Consider the following 19,133-nt stretch of genomic DNA (forward strand, 5'->3'; position numbering starts at 1 on the left):
GCGGATCCTCACGGGGGAGGGTGGCGGCCCGCTGATCCCTGAGGGGTCAACACCCATATGCCTCAGGGGTGTCGGGCGGGATTCCCCTAGGGGGCGCCGGCCGACAGGCCATCGGCGCGCTCCTGCGCCGCCATGACCTCGTCCCCGTGGTCGAAGGCCCACGCTCCGAAGGCCTCGATCGGGTCGAGCAACGTACGGCCGAGGGCGGTGAGTTCGTACTCGACGCGGGGCGGCGACTCGGCGTACGACTGCCGTGAGACCAGGCCGTTGTATTCGAGGCGGCGCAGCGTCTCGGTGAGGATCTTGGGGCTGATGCCGCCGATCAGACCGCGCAGTTCACCCGGCCGGCGCGGGCCGTGGCGCAGGGCCCAGAGCGCCACCGCGTTCCAGGTGTTCGCGAGCAGATCGAAGGCGAGCCGGGCGCGGCAGTCGGCGAGCAGATCGTCGTTCGTCACGTACCGAATGGTGCCTGAGCACTTTCCTACTGTCGTTCCGTACCCCGGTGGCCGGGGACGTGGGACGAGAGGAAGACAGGCATGCGCATAGGCATCATCGGCACGGGCGGCATGGCGGACGCGCTCGGCACGCAGTGGGTGCGCGCGGGACACGAGGTGTTTATCGGAGGCCGGGACGAGGGCCGTGCGGCGGCACTCGCCGCGAGGATGGGCGCCGCGGGGCACGGGACGCCGCGCGAGGCGGCCGAGTTCGGGGACGCGGTGCTGTTCGCCGTGCCGTACGAGGCGGGGGCGGGTTTGGCCGGCGGGCTCCAAGTCGCCCTGGACGGAAGGGCGTTGATCGACTGCTCGAACCCGGTGGGGCCCGGCTTCGCCCTGCTCACCGAGGGCGGCCCGTCGGCAGCACGACGGCTCGCCGACGCGGCTCCCGGAGCGCGTGTCGTCAAGGCGTTCAACCTCTGCCACGAGGACGTGTGGCGGATGAAGCCACCGGTCTTCGACGGCCGACCGCTCGCGGTCCCGGTGTGCGGGGACGACGAGGGCGCGCTGGATGTCGTACGGGAACTGGTGAAGGACATCGGTTGCGCGCCGTTCGCCGCGGGCGGCCTGGAGCGGGCCGGTCTGGTGGAGGCGACGGCGGCGCTGCTCATCGGGCTCTGGGTGGGGGAGGAGGTGGACGCGCAGGCCATCGCGCCGCCGCTGGCGTACGCCGCAGGGGCCCCTCAGCCGTGACCGCCTGCCTTCTTGCCCCCTGCCCCCTCAGGCCGGGGCCGTCACCTCGCCATGAGCAGGATGACGAGGACGATGCCGACCAGGAGCGCGATGAGCAGCATGCGGCCGACGGGATGCCGCGGATTGAGGCGGTGGCCGCGGTACCCCTGTTCGTCGCGCTCGTACACGAAGAGCGGCTCTTCCCGCTTGTCGTCGTCGCTGTTCCCCATGTCCCACAAGCTAGTTGAGGGATCGCCCGGCTACGAGAGCGCGCCGCCGGGCCGCGCGTCCTGAACGCGCAGGGCGTCCAGCGTGACGATGCGGTTGGTCGTGATCGCGTCGACGCCGAGGTCGATGAGGCGGCGCATCGCGCGCTTCGTGTCCGGTGTCCAGGCCGAGACGAGCAGCCCCTGACGCTGCACCTGCCCGACCAGTTCACGCCCGAGCAGCGAGAAGCGGTAGTTGAGCCAGCGGGGTTTGATCGCTTCGAGCACGGCGTGGCGCGGCGGGGCCAGGGTCGTCCAGGTCAGGGCGATCTCGGCGGCGGGATCCGCCGCGCGCACCGCGAGCATCGTCCGGGCGCCCGCGCAGTAGTACACCCGCTCCGACGCCCCGCAGTCGGCGACGGCGCCGACGACCGCGCGTACGGACTCCGGTGTGGCGCCCGGCAGATCCACCATGAGCCGGTGTCCTTCGGTCGCCGCGACGGCCTCTTCGAGCGTGGGTACGCCGTCCTCGGTGAGGCCGCGCACCTCGTCCGCGGAGAGCACGGACAAGGGGCGGTCGAGCTCCCACAGACGCTTGAGGGTCGCGTCGTGCAGCAGGACGGGGACACCGTCACGGCTGAGACGGACATCGATCTCCACCGCGTCCGCGCCCCGGTCGAGCGCGGAGCGCAGGGACGGGAGGGTGTTCTCGCGGACGCGGTAGGGATCGCCTCGGTGGGCCACGGCTGTCACGGTGCGCATGGGCCCATTGTGGTGCCGCGCTAGGGGGCGAGCCAGGTCCGCGTGTACGTGTCGATCTCCGCGACGAGCTTCGCCTTGCCCGCGGGGTCGAGGAACGACGCCTCGACGGCGTTCTTCGCCAGGTCCGCGATGCCTCGCTCGTCGAGGTCGAGGAGGCGGGCGGCGATCGCGTACTCGTTGTTGAGGTCCGTACTGAACATCGGCGGGTCGTCGGAGTTGATGGTGACCGGGACCCCGGCGGCGACGAACTGCTTGAGCGGGTGCTCGTCGAGGGTGGCGACCGCGCGCGTCGCGATGTTCGACGTCGGGCAGACCTCGAGCGGGATGCGGTGCTCGGCGAGGTGGGCGAGGAGCTTCGGGTCCTGGGCGGCGCTGGTGCCGTGGCCGATGCGCTCGGCGCGCAGGTCGGTGAGGGCGTCCCAGATGGTGCCGGGCCCGGTGGTCTCGCCCGCGTGCGGGACGGAGTGCAGGCCCGCCGCGATCGCGCGGTCGAAGTACGGCTTGAACTGCGGCCGCGGCACGCCGATCTCGGGGCCGCCGAGCCCGAAGGAGACCAGGCCCTCGGGGCGCAGCTTGTCGGTGGTCGCGAGCCGGACCGTCTCCTCGGCGGATTCGAGCCCGGCCTCGCCCGGGATGTCGAAGCACCAGCGCAGTACGACACCGAGCTCGTCCTCGGCCGCCTTGCGGGCGTCCTCTATGGCGTCCATGAAGGCGCGGTCGTCGATGCCGCGGCGCACGGAGCTGTAGGGGGTGACGGTCAGCTCGGCGTAGCGGATGTTCTGCCGGGCCATGTCGCGGGCGACTTCGTACGTGAGCAGGCGTACGTCGTCGGCGGTGCGGACCAGGTCCACGACCGAGAGGTACACCTGGACGAAGTGGGCGAAGTCCGTGAACGTGAAGAAGTCGGCGAGGGCCTCTACGTCCGTGGGCACCTTGGAGTCGGGGTGGCGGGCGGAGAGGGCCGAGACGATGCGGGGAGATGCCGAGCCGACGTGGTGCACGTGCAGTTCTGCCTTGGGCAGTCCTGCGATGAAGGCGTGCGGGTCGCGTTGCTGGCCTGCGGTGTGGCGGTCGGTCACGGTTTCCTCCCCAGGAACGGGCTTGATCGGCTGATCGGTGGGTCGGGGATCATCGTAGGCGGCGTCCAGCCCGTCGAGGGCGGGGGTCGTAGCATGACGGAACCGCAGGAAAGAGGTGACCCGCCATGTCCCAGTCCGAGGGGCCCGCACCGGACGCCGAGCCCGAAAGGGACCCGTGGGCGCCACCTGAGGACGCGGCTCCGCGGGGGTCGCAGGGGGCGCAGGGACCGTACGGGTCGCAGGCACCGCAGGGACCGCACGCCCCGCAGGGACCGCACGCCCCGCAGGGGGCGCCCGTCCCGTTGGAGAAGCGGGATCCGTGGGCGGCGCCTCTGTCGCCGCCCCCGTCGGGTGCGGCTGCTTCGGGAGAGCCGGTGCCGCCGCCACCGATCGGGCCCGAAGGGCCTGGGCAGGTGCCTTACGGATACCCCGGACCGCAGGGACACCCCGGCTACCCGGGGTACCCCGGTTACCCGGGCTACCAGGGGCAGGGCCCGCCCGGATACGGGTGGCCCGCGATGCCGATGGCGCCCGCCAACGGCATGGGCGTGACCGCGCTCGTCCTCGGGATCATCGCGGCCGTCGGCTTCTGCCTGTGGCCCCTGGCGATCGTCCTCGGCATCCTCGCGATCATCTTCGGGTCGATCGGACGCGGCAGGGCGAGCCGGGGCGAGGCCACGAACCCTGGCCAGGCGCTGGCCGGGATCATCTGCGGGATCGCGGGCATCGTGCTGGGGGTGGCGCTGCTGGTGGTGCTGATCGTGGTCCCGGACGACGCGTTCGAGGAGGACGGCGCGGCTTCGGTGGGCGGCAACTATTCGGCCTCCGTGGCTGTCGGCTCCTGACCCCGCTTTTCTCGGGCGGGGCGCCTTGTCTGCCTGGCCTGAGCCGCCGCTTCGCGGCGGATCTTTCCCGCCCACCCACCCGATTACCCCGCATCGCACCGCAGGGCAATCGGGTGGGTGGGCGGGAGACACCCGCCGCGAAGCGGCGGCTCAGGACGGGGCCGACGCAAGGCCCCCGGCCAGACCCCGCGGCCAAGGAACCCCTAGCGCAAGCGGTCCCGCGCCTCCATCAGCGCGAAGCCCAGCAGATTCGGCCCCCGCCACCTCTCCGGGTCATGGGCCCGCTCGTCATCGGCCGCCAGGCCGATCCCCCAGACACGGTCCATAGGGCTCGCCTCGACCAGTACCCGCGACCCCGTGCCGGCCAAGAAGGACGAGAGCGCGGGCGTGGACGCGAACTTCCGCACGCTGCCCTCGACCACGATGCCGAACCGCTCGCGCTCCCATATCGCCTCGTCGAAGCCCCGCACCAGGCGCCCCGCCTTCTTCGCCTCGGCGGGCGTACGCGAGGCGAGGACCGCTCGCTCCGCCTCCGCGTCGGAGAAGAGGCGGGCCTTGGCGGCCATCATCCAGTGCTCGGCCGTCCCGTACTCCACGCCGTCCACGGTGAACGGCGACGGCCACCACTGGCTCAGGCAGCTCGAACCGAGCGTCCCGTCCCGCCGCGGCCTGTGGCCCCAGAAGTGCAAATACTTCACAGGCTCGCCCGCCCGCACGGCCGCGACCAGCGCGTCCACCGAGTCGATCTTCGTCATGCATGCGATTTTGGCACGCACCACTGACATTCCGTCCTGGGTTTTCCAGGACAACTCGACACCTGGTCGACAGATTCCGTCGCGTAACCAAAAGGCAACAACGGAATCACTTGTTGGAGTACCACTGCTCTGTCAGGATCGGCACTCAAATCGATCTGGAGCTACGCCGACCCCCTGGGACGGGGACGACGGCGGAGGAGAGCGTCATGCACAACTTCCAGGCGCAGGACCACTTCGCGGAGGGCGCGCAGTACATCGCGGGACGGCTGACCGAGGGCACCTCAGGGCGCTCCCACGCCGTCGTCGACCCGGCCACCGGCGCCGAGGTCCACCGATACCAACTCGCGGGCGAGAAGGACGTCGACGCCGCTGTCGCCGCCGCCGCGCAGGCCTTCCCCGAGTGGGCCGGCGCCACCCCCGGCGAGCGCTCCGACGCCATGCACCGCTTCGCCGGCGTACTGGCCGAGCGCGCCGAGGAGTTCGCGCAGGCCGAGTCGCTCCAGTGCGGCAAGCCCATCAAGCTCAGCCGGGAGTTCGACGTACCGGGGACCGTCGACAACGCCGCGTTCTTCGCGGGCGCCGCCCGGCACCTTCAGGGACAGTCGGCCGGTGAGTACTCCGGCGACCACACCTCGTACGTACGGCGTGAGCCCATCGGTGTCGTCGGCTCCATCGCCCCCTGGAACTACCCCCTCCAGATGGCCGCCTGGAAGGTGCTCCCCGCCATCGCCGCGGGCAACACGATCGTCCTCAAGCCCGCCGAGCTGACCCCCTTCACCTCGCTCCTCTTCGCGCAGGCGGCCACCGAGGCGGGCATCCCGGACGGCGTCGTCAACATCATCAGCGGGGCCGGGCGCGATGCCGGAGAGCGGCTCGTCGGGCATCCCGACGTCGCCATGACCTCCTTCACCGGGTCCACCGGCGTCGGCAAGCGCGTCGCCGAGATCGCCACCTCCACCGTGAAGCGGCTGCACCTGGAGCTCGGCGGCAAGGCGCCGTTCGTCGTCTTCGACGACGCCGACCTCGATGCCGCCGTGCACGGCGCGGTCGCCGGCGCGCTCATCAACACAGGGCAGGACTGCACGGCCGCCACGCGCGCGTACGTGCAGCGTCCGCTGTACGACGCCTTCGTGGAGGGCGTCGCCGAGCTCATGGAGAGTGTGCGGCTCGGTGATCCCTTCGCCGACGACACCGACCTCGGGCCGCTCATCTCGCACGTACACCGCGACCGCGTCGCCGGTTTCGTCGACCGGGCACGCTCCTACGCGCGCGTGGTCACCGGCGGCGAGGCACTGGACCACCCCGGGGCGTTCTACAAGCCCACCCTCATCGCCGACGCCGCGCAGGACAGCGAGATCGTGCAGTCCGAGATCTTCGGGCCCGTCCTCGTAGTGCTGCCCTTCGACTCCGACGAGGAAGGCATCAGGCTCGCCAACGACACCCCGTACGGGCTCGCCGCCTCCGCCTGGAGCCGCGACGTGTTCCGCGCCAACCGCGCAACCCGCGAGATCAAGGCGGGCTGCGTGTGGGTCAACGACCACATCCCGATCCTCAGCGAGATGCCGCACGGCGGATACAAGGCATCCGGCTACGGAAAGGACATGTCCGCCTACTCCTTCGAGGAGTACACGCAGATCAAGCACGTCATGTTCGACAACACCGCGGTCGTCCGCAAGGACTGGCACCGCACGATCTTCGGGGACCGATAGCCGATAGGCCGCCCGACCAGCGGCCCCATCCTCCCGAAAGGGCAACCAAGCGCATGGAGCAGTACGAGCCCGAACCCCTGTCCCCGGCCCAACTGGCCGCCATGCACCGCAGCCTCAGGAACGGCAGGGGCGCCCTCACCCGCCGTTCCCTGCTGCGAGCCGGCACGAGTGGAGCGTTCGCCATCGGCGGTCTCGGCGCGCTCAGCGCCTGCGGCATTCCGGCAGCGAGCAAGGGCCAGGGCGATGTCTCGTCCGACGACCACTCGGACAAGGAGAAGCGGATCGCCTTCTCCAACTGGACCGAGTACATGGACGTCGACGACGACGAGCGTCGCCCCACCCTGGACGCCTTCACGAAGCGCACCGGGATCACGGTCAAGTACACCGAGGACATCAACGACAACGTCGAGTTCTTCGGGAAGATCAAGCCGCAGCTCGCGGCGGGCCAGGACACCGGACGCGACCTCATCTGCGTCACCGACTGGCTCGCTGCCCGGCTCATCCGGTTCGGGTGGGTCCAGAAACTGGACCCGGCGAACCTGCCGCACGCGTACGCCAATCTGGCCTCCCAGTTCCGCGACCCGGACTGGGACCCGGGGCGGGCCTACTCGTACCCCTGGACCGGCATCTCCACCGTCATCGCGTACAACAAGAAGGCGACCGACGGCGAGGACATCACCTCGGTGTCGCAGCTCCTGGACAGCCCCAAGCTCAAGGGGCGCGTCGGCTTCCTCTCCGAGATGCGCGACAGCGTCGGCATGACGCTCATCGACATGGGCAAGGACCCCTCGAAGTTCACCGACGACGACTTCGACGCGGCCATCGCCCGCCTCCAGAAGGCCGTCGACAAGAAGCAGATCCGCCGCTTCACGGGCAACGACTACACCTCGGACCTCGACAAGGGCGACCTCGCCGCCTGCCTCGGCTGGGCGGGCGACATCGTGCAGCTCCAGGCCGACAACCCCGACATCGCCTTCCACATCCCGGACCAGGGCTACATCACGTCCACGGACAACCTGCTCGTCCCGAACAAGGCGCGCCACAAGCGCAACGCCGAACGGCTCATCGACTACTACTACGAGCCCGAGCCCGCCGCGCGCCTCGCCGCGTACATCAACTACGTCTGCCCCGTGGACGGTGTGCGCCCCGAGCTCGCGAAGCTCGACAAGGACGCCGCGAACAACCCGCTGATCCTCCCGGACAAGGAGATGGCCGCGAAGTCCCGCGGGTTCCGCTCGCTGACGCCGAAGGAAGAGACGGCGTACGAGGAGAAGTTCGCGAAGCTGACAGGTTCCTAGGCGGCGCCCCCACGCCCCTGCGTAGTCCCCATGTCTCCCCTCGACCCCCTGGACGCACCATGACGACTGCTACAGAACACGGCGGCGACGTCCGCCTCACCGGGATCAGCAAGACGTACGGCTCCTTCAAGGCCGTACGGCCGCTCGACCTCACCGTGCCGCAGGGCTCCTTCTTCGCGCTGCTCGGCGCGTCCGGCTGTGGCAAGACCACCACGCTCCGCATGATCGCGGGCCTCGAGGAGCCCACCACGGGCACCGTCCACCTGGGCGAGCAGGACGTCACGGCGCTGCCGCCGTACAAGCGGCCCGTCAACACGGTCTTCCAGTCGTACGCGCTCTTCCCGCACCTCGACATCTTCGAGAACGTCGCCTTCGGCCTGCGCCGCCGCGGCATCAAGTCCGTGAAGGGCAAGGTCGGCGACATGCTCGACCTCGTACAGCTCGGCGAGCAGGCCCGCAAGAAGCCGCACCAGCTCTCCGGCGGTCAGCAGCAGCGCGTCGCCGTCGCCCGCGCCCTGATCAACCACCCCAAGGTGCTGCTCCTCGACGAGCCGCTCGGCGCCCTCGACCTCAAGCTGCGCCGACAGATGCAGCTCGAACTCAAGCGCATCCAGACCGAGGTGGGCATCACCTTCATCCACGTCACGCACGACCAGGAGGAGGCCATGACGATGGCCGACCAGGTCGCCGTGATGAACGCGGGCCAGGTCGAACAGCTCGGCGCCCCCGCCGACCTCTACGAGAACCCCCGCACCACCTTCGTCGCCAACTTCCTCGGCACCTCGAACTTCATCGAGGCCGAGATCGCGGGCCGCAGCGGCGACGACCTCACCCTCAAGGCGGGCGACGGCAAACTCACGCTGCCCGCCGCGCGATGTACGGCCCCCACCACCACCGGGGGCAAGGTCATCCTCGGCGTACGCCCCGAGAAGATCTCCCTCACGCACGCCGACGACGCGGGGCAGATCCCGGAGGGCCGCAACCGCATCACGGGCCGCATCGCCGACAGCAGCTTCATCGGCGTATCGACGCAGTACGTCGTCAACAGCCCGCTCTGCCACGAGTTCGAGGTCTACGCCCAGAACATCGAGCGCGACACCCGCCTGGTCCCCGGCGTCGAGGTCGTCCTGCACTGGAACCCCGCGCACACCTTCGGCCTGGACCCCGCCCAGGACATCGAGGCGGGCGTCGAGAAGGTCGAGGAGGACGCCTCCGCATGACGACGACCCTCACCAAAGCGCCCCCGGCTGGGGAGCCGGACGAGGCGCCGCGCAAGACCCGCAAGGTCCGCAAGCGCGGCCGACTCGTCCCCTACTGGCTGCTGCTCCCCGGCATCCTCTGGCTCGTCGTCTTCTTCGCGCTGCCGCTGGTCTACCAGGCATCGACGTCCGTCCAGACGGGCTCCCTGGAAGACGGCTTCAAGGTCACCTGGCACTTCGCCACCTACTGGGACGCCCTGAGCGACTACTACCCGCAGTTCCTGCGCTCGGTGATGTACGCCGGTGCCGCCACGATCCTGTGTCTGCTGCTCGGCTATCCGCTCGCGTACCTGATCGCGTTCCGCGCGGGCCGCTGGCGCAACCTCATCCTGGTCCTGGTCATCGCGCCGTTCTTCACCAGCTTCCTCATCCGTACGCTGGCGTGGAAGACGATCCTCGCGGACGGCGGGCCCCTGGTGGGCGCCCTCAACTCGCTGCACGTCCTGGACGTCACCAGCTGGCTCGGCTGGACGGAGGGCGACCGGGTCCTCGCCACACCCCTCGCGGTGATCTGCGGACTCACGTACAACTTCCTGCCGTTCATGATCCTGCCGCTCTACACCTCCCTCGAACGCATCGACGGCCGGCTGCACGAGGCCGCGGGCGACCTCTACGCGAAGCCGTCCACGACCTTCCGCAAGGTGACCTTCCCGCTCTCCATGCCGGGAGTCGTCTCCGGCACGCTGCTCACGTTCATTCCGGCGGCGGGCGACTACGTGAACGCGGATCTGCTCGGCTCCACCGACACACGCATGGTCGGAAACGTCATCCAGACGCAATTCCTGCGCATTCTGGACTACCCGACGGCCGCGGCTCTTTCCTTCATCCTCATGGCGGCGATCCTCGTCATGGTCACCGTCTACATCCGTAAGTCCGGGACGGAGGATCTCGTCTGATGGCTGCCTTCTTCCGCTGGCTCCGCGGCAAATTCGTCGTGATCGCGGGTCTGCTGACGCTCGCGTATCTGCTGCTCCCGAACATCGTCGTGACGGTGTTCTCCTTCAACAAGCCCAAAGGGCGCTTCAATTACGCCTGGCAGGACTTCTCGCTCGACGCCTGGAAGGACCCCTGCGGCGTCGCCGACATGTGCGGCTCGCTCAGCCTGAGCCTGCAGATCGCGGCCTGGGCGACGATCGGCGCGACCCTGCTCGGCACGATGATCGCCTTCGCGCTGGTGCGCTACCGCTTCCGGGCGCGCGGCGCGGTCAGCTCGCTGATCTTCCTGCCGATGGCGATGCCCGAGGTCGTCATGGCTGCCTCGCTGCTCACGCTCTTCCTCAACATGGGCGCGCAGCTCGGCTTCTGGACGATTCTCATCGCCCACATCATGTTCTGCCTCAGCTTCGTGGTGACCGCCGTCAAGGCGCGCGTGATGTCCATGGATCCGCGCCTGGAACAGGCCGCTCAGGACCTCTACGCGGGCCCCGTGCAGACCTTCCTCCGGGTCACGCTGCCGATCGCCGCACCCGGAATCGCGGCGGGCGCCCTGCTCGCCTTCGCGCTCTCCTTCGACGACTTCATCATCACGAACTTCAACGCGGGCTCCACCGTGACCTTCCCCATGTTCGTCTGGGGATCGGCACAGCGCGGTACGCCCGTTCAGATCAATGTGATCGGTACGGCGATGTTCCTCGTCGCCGTTCTCCTGGTGCTCGGCGGAATGATCGTCTCCAAGCGCCGCAGCAAGCAGTCCCGGTGACCATCAAGAGTCCCGGCAATACTCAAGAGTTCTGAAGGAGTGGAAATCATGGCCCCAAGCGCCATGACCCGTTGGACCAAGTCTCTTTCCGACGCCCAGCCGGTCTCGTACTGGCTGGACGACCCGGGCAAGCCACGCCCCGAGCCCGCCCTCACCGCCGACGAGCAGTGCGATCTGCTCGTCGTCGGCGGCGGCTACAGCGGCCTGTGGACCGCACTGATCGCCAAGGAGCGCGACCCGGACCGCGATGTGGTCCTGGTCGAGGGCCGAGAGGCGGGCTGGGCCGCCTCCGGCCGCAACGGCGGCTTCTGCGCCGCGTCCCTCACGCACGGCATCTCGAACGGCCTGTCCCGCTGGCCGGGCGAGATCGGCAAGCTGGAGGAGCTCGGCGCCCGCAACCTCGACGAGATCGAGGCGGCCGTCAAGCGCTACTCCATCGACTGCGACTTCGAGCGCACGGGCGAGATCGACGTGGCGACGCAGCCGCACCAGCTCACCGAACTGCACGAGATGTACGAGGAGATGGCCGAGCACGGCCTTGCGGGCGGCTCCGAGCTGCTCGACGCGGACGCCGTGCGGGCCCACGTCGACTCGCCGACCTTCCTCGGCGGCCTCTGGGACCGCGAGGGCGTCGCCATGCTCCACCCGGCGAAGCTCGCCTGGGGTCTCAAGCGCGCCTGCCTGGAGAAGGGCGTACGCGTCTACGAGCACACGCCCGCGCTCCAACTCGCCTCGTCCGGCGTCGGTATGGCCGTACGCACCCCGTACGGCCGCATCCGCGCCCGGCAGGTAGCGCTGGCCACGAACATCTTCCCGTCGCTGGTCAAGCGCGTGCGCGCGTACACGGTCCCGGTCTACGACTACGCGCTGATGACGGAGCCGCTGACCGAGGAGCAGCTGGAGTCCATCGGCTGGAAGAACCGCCAGGGCCTCGGCGACAGCGCCAACCAGTTCCACTACTTCCGGCTCTCCGCCGACAACCGCATCCTGTGGGGCGGTTACGACGCGATCTACCCGTTCGGCGGCAAGCTGCGCGCCGAGCACGACGACCGCCCCGAGACCTACGCGAAGCTCGCGGGCCACTTCTTCACCTGCTTCCCGCAGTTGGAGGGGGTCCGGTTCTCGCACGCGTGGGGCGGCGCGATCGACACCTGCTCGCGCTTCTCGGCGTTCTTCGGCACGGCCCATGCGGGACGCGTCGCGTACGCGGCGGGCTACACCGGCCTCGGCGTCGGTGCCACCCGCTTCGGCGCCGACGTCATGCTGGACCTGCTCTCCGGCGAGCGCACCGAGCGCACGTCCCTGGAGATGGTGCGCACGAAGCCGCTGCCGTTCCCGCCCGAGCCGTTCGCGTGGACGGGCGTGGCCCTGACCAAGTGGTCCCTGGCCCGTGCGGACGAGAACGGCGGCCGGCGCAATCTGTGGCTGAAGACCATGGACAAGCTGGGCCTGGGCTTCGACAGCTGACAAGCTGACCAGCTCCTGGGCTCAAACACCCGCCTGTCGACGATTCGTCAACAAGTTCCCGGAACCCGCGTAACGCTGCGGCTCCAACCCCCTCTCTCCTGTGACAGGCACAGCCGCAACACAGGAGAGAGGGAGGTCCCGCCATGGCTGGCTCGGGCTCGGGAGCGAAGTCTGCGGTCGAATGGCTGGTGTCGGTGGCGCCGGATCCGGAGGCCTGCCGCTGGGAGTGGGAGCGCAATCCCCTGGGGGTCGCGCTCCTTCCCGCGGGCAGGCTCTGGGACGTACTCATCCTTACCGGCGAACTCGGCTATCCCACACTTGACGTCCTGACCCGCTGCGTCGACCGTCCGGGCCCGGTGCTCGCGGACTTCGGCGACTCCCGCATGGGGTTCTTCGTCCCGCCGGGCACGGTCTCCCGCTGGATCGGTACGGGGGTGCGGGGCGCGGGCCGCGGCACGTGGATCGTGGTCCCTTATCCGGGGCGTTCCACGGGTGGTGTCCGCTGGCTGGTCCCGCCTGATGGGTCGGGAACGCTGACGGATCCGGCACTGCTCGAACTCGCGATGCACGAGGCGGCGGCGCGGCTGGCGCCACGGGACGGAGACTCATCCAATCCTTGACGGGGCCTTGACAACCTCATGGGAACCCGAAGCGCGCGCCACGACCACCGCCACCCCCAGCAGCACCATCCCGAACAAGCACCAGCTGGCCACGACGTCCAGCGGCCAGTGATACCCGCGCCGCACGAGCCCGAGCCCGACCCCGAAGTTCAACAGGGCGCAGGCGATGACCAGTTCACGCCGCGCGTACGTGCCGCGCAGGTACGGCAGCAGGAGCAGCGCCGCCCCGCCGTAGGCGACCATGGCGGTCGCGGTGTGCCCCGACGGGTAGTAGCCGGTGCCGTCCATGCCGGGCGGGCCGGTGCGGCCGATGAGTTCCTTGAGCGGGATCACGAGCACTGGCACCGCGGCCATGGCCACGGCGGCGGCGACCGGGGCCAGCCACCAGCGGAACGTACCGGCCCGGTGGCCGCGCCACCCCGCGTAGACGATGACAGCCGCCAGGAACGGCACGGCCACCGCGACCCCGCCCAGATCGGCGAGGAGTTCGGCAGCGCCATCCGGGATGCGGCTTCCGGTGATCCAGGGTCCGAGCCGCTCGTCCGCGTCGCGGAGGGGGCCTTCGGCGAGCACCTGCCAGGTGATGAGCGCGAAGAACAGCGCGCAGAGGGAGAAGAGAAAAATGGTCGGCCGCCCCGGAACAGGGGGGGTAGTTCCGAGGCGGCCGTCCTGACCGGTGTGCCGCACGCCCCGGGGGGTTTGGGGCGGGCGGCCATCCGATCGGTGAGGAGTTCCAGAGCCAGTGACTCCGGGTGTGTGCGCGAGGGCACGACCAAGACGGGGCTGGGGAGGCTCCGTCCCGGTGTCGCCCACAGTCCCCTGTGGGCGGGGTGTTTCTCTCATCTGCAGAAACCGTACGTCAGGTGGTGTCGGGCCGACAGGCGGAACGGCAACCCGACATGGGCCCCGCACACGTTCTTCACACGCCCTGACGGTCACCCCAGGTCACGGGTCTGCCACCGCGCGCTGTAGGCACACGTCAGGGCATGTGCCGATACATACGGAGCCGGGATCTTCCCCCTTTGGGGTGATCCCGGCTCCGTCAGACGCTGTACGCCGTGGACGATCAGACGCCCGAGAAGGCGGCCTCGATGATGTCCAGGCCCTCGTTCAGGAGGTCGTCGCCGATGACCAGCGGCGGCAGGAAGCGCAGGACGTTGCCGTACGTGCCACAGGTGAGGACGAGCAGGCCCTCCGCGTGGCAGGCCTTGGCGAGCGCGGCCGTCGCCTCCGGGTTCGGCTCCTTCGTGGCGCGGTCCTTGACCAGCTCGATGGCGATCATCGCGCCACGGCCGCGGACGTCGCCGACGATGTCGTACTTCTCCGCGATGGCGTTCAGACGGGCCTTCATCGTCGCCTCGATGGCCTTGGCCTTGCCGTTGAGGTCGAGCTCCTTCATCGTCTCGATGGAGCCGAGCGCACCGGCGCAGGCCACCGGGTTGCCGCCGTAGGTGCCGCCGAGGCCGCCGGCGTGCGCGGCGTCCATGATCTCGGCGCGGCCGGTGACGGCGGCGAGCGGCAGACCGCCTGCGATGCCCTTGGCGGTCGTGATGAGGTCCGGGACGATGCCCTCGTCCTCACACGCGAACCACTGGCCCGTACGGCAGAAGCCGGACTGGATCTCGTCCGCGACGAAGACGATGCCGTTGTCGTTGGCGAACTTCACGATCGCGGGCAGGAAGCCCTTCGCGGGCTCGATGAAGCCGCCCTCGCCGAGCACCGGCTCGATGATGATCGCGGCGACGTTCTCCGCGCCGACCTGCTTGCTGATCTGGTCGATGGCCTGCTTGGCGGCCTCGGGCCCGGCGTTCTCCTCGCCCGTCGGCCAGCGGTAGCCGTACGCGACCGGGACGCGGTAGACCTCGGGCGCGAACGGCCCGAAGCCGTTCTTGTACGGCATGTTCTTCGAGGTCAGCGCCATGGTCAGGTTGGTACGACCGTGGTAGCCGTGGTCGAAGACGACGACGGCCTGGCGCTTGGTGTGCGCACGGGCGATCTTCACAGCGTTCTCGACGGCCTCGGCGCCGGAGTTGAAGAGCGCGGACTTCTTCGCGTGGTCGCCCGGCGTCAGCTCGGCGAGCTGCTCGGCGACGGCGACGTAACCCTCGTACGGCGTGACCATGAAACAGGTGTGGGTGAAGTCGGCGAGCTGCGCGGTCGCGCGGCGTACGACGGCCTCGGCGCTGGCGCCGACCGACGTCACGGCGATGCCGGAGCCGAAGTCGATGAAGCGGTTGCCGTCGACGTCCTCGATGATGCCGCCACCCGCGCGCGCCGCGAAGACAGGCAGCACGGAACCCACGCCGCCGGCGACCGTGGCGGTACGGCGGGCCTGCAGTTCCTGGGACTTCGGCCCGGGAATGGCGGTGACGACGCGGCGCTCCTGCGGAAGTGCGGTCATGGGGTGCTCCTGGGGGTGGGGCGAGGCGGACGCTCGATGCTTGCTTTCGTTCCTGCTTTCTTTCGCAGGTTAGGGGCGGAGGGCGGGGGCGGGCATGCTCCACGGGGGAGTTGTTGGGCGTGGCGGTTTGTCCGTGGTGGACATAGGGGCCGGGATGTGGCGTCAGCGGTTGAGCGCGAGGCTCAGGGGGCGGGCGCCGCCGGGCACGGAGACCATGCAGCGGGTGCCGGGGTCGCCCGCGATCCACAGGCGCGTGGCGTGTGCGGGGACGTACACGTGCCAGGGGCTCGGGGTCAGGACCCGGGCGCCGACGGTGACCAGCTGCTGCCTGCCGCGGCTGCGGACCGTGCAGTCGACGGGGCGCCAGGGGTGGGCGGCCAGCAGTCGGGTCATGCGGCGGGTGCTGAGGAGCACGGCGATGTGCAGCGGCAGCCCTGCCAGCTCGGCCAGCAGGAGGGTCATGAGGACACCGATCCTGCCGTGGTCGTCGTTGACCACGATCATGATCTGTACGGCGAGCAGCGCGGGCCAGAGCAGGACGAAGAGGAGAACGCGGCGGCGCATCCTGCCTCGCATCGTGCGGGCCGTGGCGGGATGGGAGAGAGCCGGACGCGAGCGGTCGGGGGTCTCCGAATCCGCGGCCAGAGGGCCACGGTGGCGCCGGTCGGCGACGAGGGCGTTGCGCTGGTGGATATGGGCAAGACGGCGGGGCGCCTTCGCACCTGCCGGGCGGGGGGACGCGGACGCGGCGATGACCACGGCGTCGCGCGGGTCGCCGCAGCACCACAACACGTCGATCTGCGCCCGCTGTTCGGCGGTGGCCCGGGGGCGCATGCGCCGGATCCACCAGTGGGTTCCGGGGCGGATGACGAGCAGGAGAGGGAGCCGTGCGTCCGGGTCGTCCGGGGCCTCGGGGTCCGGGACCGCGATCCACGGTTCGCTTTTCGCAGCCGCCGGATGGGCCGAGAAGCCGTGCTCGGCGCCCTCGATCAGCTGCCAGGGGTGGCGGCGAAGGGTGCCGCGCATCCGGATCGTGTCGGGCAGCGCCGCGATCAGCAGCCATAGGAGGCGGTAGGCGGCGTAGACGGTGTACGCGAGGAGCACCACGGAGGTCAGGGTGAAGACGTGCCGCATGATGCCGTACAGCACGAACCAGACCGCGACCCACGCGGCGAGGGCGAGCACTGTCCTGGCCGCGTGCCCTCGCCAGGCCCGGCGGGTCGCGGGGTCGTCCCAGGCGGTGCGTCCCCCGGGCGACGGGGGCGGCGACGGGAGCGGTGACGGCGGCGGTTTGGCGAGGGGGTCGCGTTCCCCGCGGCCGATGGCTGTGTCGGTGTCCTTGGGATCGGGCATCGGAAGACCGTAGCCGGGAAGGCCGGGAAGCTGCGTTCCGCCCGTCTCGCTGGGCTCGCACCGCAGTGTTGCCGCAGGTCCGGGCGCGTATCCGGTGAACTACCCCTGTGGGGGCACTAGATTGACGGCTGAACCGACAGACCGGCAGGTCAGGGGGCAAGGGCCATGGACTCCGAAGGCACACACGACGCTCGCGGTACGCACGCCACACCGGTGCCGCGTCCGGCGGGGCCTCCTGGCTCTGCCGGACAGCGGGGTGTGCCGTCCGGCTCCGCCGGTCAGCAGAGCGCGCACGTCACTCCGCCGCGGCCCGTGCGGGCGCCGGGAACGGTGGGCTCGGGGGCGCCGCCACTGCCCGACGGCTCCGCCTTTCTGACCTGGCTGCGGACGCCGCGGCCCGGGGCGCAGCCCGGCGTGTGGCGGTTCGGGCACCGGCCTCGGCCCGAGCAGGAGCCCGAGATCACTCCGGCCCGGCAGCTGTTCACGGGGGCGCTGATCGCGTTCCTGGTGGGGTGGCTGCTCTGGTCGCTGCTCTGGAACGGCTATCTCGGCGGCTGGTGGGTCCTGCCGCTCGAGCTCTTCCTGCCCGACGCCTGGATCTACACGGACGACCAGGTCGGCAACGCGGTCGTCTGGTACGGCTACTACACCCTCATCGTGCTCGTCATCATGATCGGCGTCGGCCGTATCGGCCGCTGGGACGAGATCTGGCGCCGCTACATCGCCCCCCGCTTCCGCCGCCCCGCCCCGCCCCAGGCTCCCCCGGCCCCCGGCGAGGACCCCGCCCAGTGGCCCCAGTTGAGGGAGGCCGGGGCGCAGGACGCCGCTGAGCGGCTGGCCGCCGACGCGCGGGCCGGGCTCATGCGGGACGTCGACCATGCCCGGATCACGCGGGCCTGGCGTTCCGTGCGGGCCGGGCGCAACAGCCTCTCCGCGTTCAGCGAGTCCGTCGTGAGGGAGGGGGCCGCCGCTTGCGCCCACCCCTCCGGCGACCGGGATCTTCCCGCCCGCGCCGCCCGCCATGACCTCGCCACGGCGCAGGTGCGGCTCGGGACGACGGTCGATGATCCGCGTAATCCCTATGCCTACCGGGGGACGGGGCTCGGGATCGGGCCCGAACTGCTCGGGACCTCGCTGCTCGCCGTGGGGCCCGCCGGGTCCGGCAAGACGAGCGGTGTGGTGTGGCCGGTCGCCGAGTCGTTGTGCCTGGGGGCGCTGGCGGGGCGAGCCGCCGTGGTCGTGGTCGGAGCCGCGGGCGCCGGGCTCGGGCCCGCCGACGACTACGACGTCGTGGTGCGGATCGGGCACCCCGACTCTGTGTACGACCTCGACCTCTACGGCGGTACGAACGACCCGGACGAAGCGGCCGCCGTCCTCGCCGAAGCCCTCGTCGGCGACCTCGTCGACCCGCACCCCGGAGCCGACAGCCGCCGCTCGACGACCGTGCTCGCCCAGCTGCTGGGCCCGTATCACGCCGTGCACCGGCGTTTCCCTTCCGTGCCCGAGCTGCGCGCCCTGCTCGACGGCGCCCCCGGCCCGCTCGGCGCGCTGCGCAAGGCGCTCCAGGAGTCGGGACAGGAGGCGATGCTGCGGGAACTCGACGCCCGCGAGCGGCAGTTGGGGCACCCCGGCGACCCCGGAGCCGTCATCGCCGACCGCATCGCGCTGCTCGACCGGCCGGCCTTCGCCTCCTTCTTCGACACGTCGGGCCAGAGCACGCCCTTCTCGCTGCGGGCCCTCGACCACCCCGTACGCGTCCGCATCGACCTCCCCGAGCGCGGTCACGCCGACGCGTCGCGGATCCTCGCCCGGCTGATGCTCGCCCAGTTCATGGCGAGCGCCGCCGCCCGCGAGGACCGTTCACTGTTCGCCTGCCTCGTCCTCGACGACGCGACGGGGACGGTCACCCCGGAGTCCGTACGCCGTCTGCAAAGGCTCCGGTCCGCGAACGCCGGGGTCGTGCTGACCCTGCGTACGCTCGACGACGCACCCCGCCCGCTGCGCACCCCGCTGCTCGGCTCGATCGGCTGCCGCATGGCGCTGTCCGGGCTCACCCCGTGGGACGGGCAGGACTTCGCCGAGGTCTGGGGCAAGGAGTGGATCGAGGCGCGGGATGTCACCGACCGGCAGATCATCGCCGAGACGCCGCTCGGCAAGACGGTGCACATGCTCCGCCGCGTGATCACCGGCAACGCCCCGACCGCGCGCGCGGTCACCGTCCGCCAGGTAGAGCGCGAGCGGTGGTCCGCGTCCGAGCTCGCGCACGGGGTGCCGGCCGGGCACGCCGTGCTCTCCCTGACCGACGTACGGGGCGAGCACGCGCCGCCGTTGCTGGTGGACCTTCGGGGGTAGCCGCCGGGGCGGAGGCGGCGGTGTGCGTACGGGGTAATCGGTCCCCTCCGTACCGTACGGTGAGGCAGAATCGACACAGGTCGTTCATACGTACCGGCCAAAAGATCCACATCTCGTCCGGGATTCAATGGCCGACCGGGACGCGTGCCTCACCGCCGCTGC

The 19,133-nt window shown here is 70.5% G+C and carries 18 protein-coding genes; 10 read left to right on the plus strand and 8 right to left on the minus strand.

What is annotated here, in order from left to right:
• Positions 1-86: 86 nt before the first annotated feature.
• Positions 87-455: a winged helix-turn-helix transcriptional regulator gene (locus tag ACWGI2_RS35915; RefSeq protein WP_453700019.1), complete on the minus strand. Its 369-nt coding sequence runs from the start codon at positions 453-455 to the stop codon at positions 87-89.
• 81 nt (positions 456-536) lie between these two features.
• Between ACWGI2_RS35915 and ACWGI2_RS35920 the strand changes: the two genes are divergently transcribed.
• Positions 537-1,187: an NADPH-dependent F420 reductase gene (locus ACWGI2_RS35920; RefSeq protein WP_453700021.1), complete on the plus strand. Its 651-nt coding sequence runs from the start codon at positions 537-539 to the stop codon at positions 1,185-1,187.
• Positions 1,188-1,228: 41 nt separating this feature from the next.
• On the opposite strand, the gene ACWGI2_RS35925 is transcribed toward ACWGI2_RS35920, so the two are convergent.
• The 3 genes from ACWGI2_RS35925 to ACWGI2_RS35935 are packed head-to-tail and all read right to left on the minus strand — an operon-like array spanning position 1,229 to position 3,282.
• Complete coding sequence (locus ACWGI2_RS35925) at positions 1,229-1,396, minus strand: hypothetical protein (RefSeq protein WP_453700023.1); 168 nt, start codon at positions 1,394-1,396, stop codon at positions 1,229-1,231.
• 30 nt (positions 1,397-1,426) lie between these two features.
• Complete coding sequence (locus tag ACWGI2_RS35930) at positions 1,427-2,134, minus strand: glycerophosphodiester phosphodiesterase (RefSeq protein ID WP_453700025.1); 708 nt, start codon at positions 2,132-2,134, stop codon at positions 1,427-1,429.
• Between the two features lie 20 nt (positions 2,135-2,154).
• A complete protein-coding gene (locus tag ACWGI2_RS35935; protein ID WP_453700128.1) occupies positions 2,155-3,282 on the minus strand; it encodes an adenosine deaminase in 1,128 nt (375 codons plus the stop codon).
• 56 nt (positions 3,283-3,338) lie between these two features.
• Between ACWGI2_RS35935 and ACWGI2_RS35940 the strand changes: the two genes are divergently transcribed.
• The gene (locus ACWGI2_RS35940; RefSeq protein WP_453700027.1) at positions 3,339-4,058 is read left to right on the plus strand and encodes a DUF4190 domain-containing protein; all 720 of its coding nucleotides are present in this window, start codon (positions 3,339-3,341) and stop codon (positions 4,056-4,058) included.
• Between the two features lie 203 nt (positions 4,059-4,261).
• Here ACWGI2_RS35940 and ACWGI2_RS35945 read toward each other — a convergent pair whose 3' ends face one another.
• Positions 4,262-4,843 (minus strand): NADAR family protein, encoded by a 582-nt coding sequence (locus ACWGI2_RS35945; protein ID WP_453700029.1) that lies wholly within the window; start codon positions 4,841-4,843, stop codon positions 4,262-4,264.
• Between the two features lie 176 nt (positions 4,844-5,019).
• On the opposite strand from ACWGI2_RS35945, the gene ACWGI2_RS35950 reads away from it, so the two are divergent.
• The 7 genes from ACWGI2_RS35950 to ACWGI2_RS35980 all read left to right on the plus strand — a co-directional run bounded on the left by ACWGI2_RS35950 (position 5,020) and on the right by ACWGI2_RS35980 (position 12,865).
• On the plus strand, positions 5,020-6,522 hold the full coding sequence (locus ACWGI2_RS35950; protein WP_453700030.1) for a gamma-aminobutyraldehyde dehydrogenase: 1,503 nt from the start codon (positions 5,020-5,022) through the stop codon (positions 6,520-6,522).
• A gap of 53 nt (positions 6,523-6,575) precedes the next feature.
• Positions 6,576-7,820 (plus strand): ABC transporter substrate-binding protein, encoded by a 1,245-nt coding sequence (locus tag ACWGI2_RS35955; protein WP_453700032.1) that lies wholly within the window; start codon positions 6,576-6,578, stop codon positions 7,818-7,820.
• A gap of 59 nt (positions 7,821-7,879) precedes the next feature.
• Entirely contained in the window at positions 7,880-9,040 is a 1,161-nt protein-coding gene (locus ACWGI2_RS35960; RefSeq protein WP_453700034.1) for an ABC transporter ATP-binding protein, read from the plus strand.
• On the plus strand, positions 9,037-9,975 hold the full coding sequence (locus ACWGI2_RS35965) for an ABC transporter permease (RefSeq protein ID WP_453400911.1): 939 nt from the start codon (positions 9,037-9,039) through the stop codon (positions 9,973-9,975). Before ACWGI2_RS35960 ends, ACWGI2_RS35965 begins: the two co-directional genes overlap by 4 nt.
• On the plus strand, positions 9,975-10,778 hold the full coding sequence (locus ACWGI2_RS35970; RefSeq protein WP_453400910.1) for an ABC transporter permease: 804 nt from the start codon (positions 9,975-9,977) through the stop codon (positions 10,776-10,778). The genes ACWGI2_RS35965 and ACWGI2_RS35970 overlap by 1 nt, the downstream gene beginning before the upstream one ends.
• A 48-nt stretch (positions 10,779-10,826) precedes the next feature.
• Positions 10,827-12,245 carry an NAD(P)/FAD-dependent oxidoreductase gene (locus tag ACWGI2_RS35975; protein ID WP_453700036.1) on the plus strand — a complete coding sequence of 473 codons (1,419 nt, stop codon included), beginning with the start codon at positions 10,827-10,829 and terminating at the stop codon, positions 12,243-12,245.
• A 143-nt stretch (positions 12,246-12,388) separates the two neighbouring features.
• Positions 12,389-12,865, plus strand: coding sequence for a hypothetical protein (locus ACWGI2_RS35980; protein ID WP_453700038.1), 477 nt, complete (start codon positions 12,389-12,391; stop codon positions 12,863-12,865).
• On the opposite strand, the gene ACWGI2_RS35985 is transcribed toward ACWGI2_RS35980, so the two are convergent.
• The 3 genes from ACWGI2_RS35985 to ACWGI2_RS35995 all read right to left on the minus strand — a co-directional run bounded on the left by ACWGI2_RS35985 (position 12,851) and on the right by ACWGI2_RS35995 (position 16,619).
• A complete protein-coding gene (locus ACWGI2_RS35985) occupies positions 12,851-13,552 on the minus strand; it encodes a phosphatase PAP2 family protein (protein ID WP_453700040.1) in 702 nt (233 codons plus the stop codon). The two genes, ACWGI2_RS35980 and ACWGI2_RS35985, sit on opposite strands and share 15 nt — an antisense overlap.
• Positions 13,553-13,931: 379 nt before the next feature.
• On the minus strand, positions 13,932-15,266 hold the full coding sequence (gene gabT / locus ACWGI2_RS35990; protein ID WP_453400906.1) for a 4-aminobutyrate--2-oxoglutarate transaminase: 1,335 nt from the start codon (positions 15,264-15,266) through the stop codon (positions 13,932-13,934).
• Between the two features lie 162 nt (positions 15,267-15,428).
• Positions 15,429-16,619 (minus strand): hypothetical protein, encoded by a 1,191-nt coding sequence (locus tag ACWGI2_RS35995; RefSeq protein ID WP_453700042.1) that lies wholly within the window; start codon positions 16,617-16,619, stop codon positions 15,429-15,431.
• Positions 16,620-16,784: 165 nt separating this feature from the next.
• On the opposite strand from ACWGI2_RS35995, the gene ACWGI2_RS36000 reads away from it, so the two are divergent.
• Complete coding sequence (locus ACWGI2_RS36000) at positions 16,785-18,971, plus strand: ATP-binding protein (protein WP_453700044.1); 2,187 nt, start codon at positions 16,785-16,787, stop codon at positions 18,969-18,971.
• The last annotated feature ends 162 nt before the right edge of the window (positions 18,972-19,133 follow it).

The sequence above is a fragment of the Streptomyces sp. NPDC054866 genome (assembly GCF_053610745.1).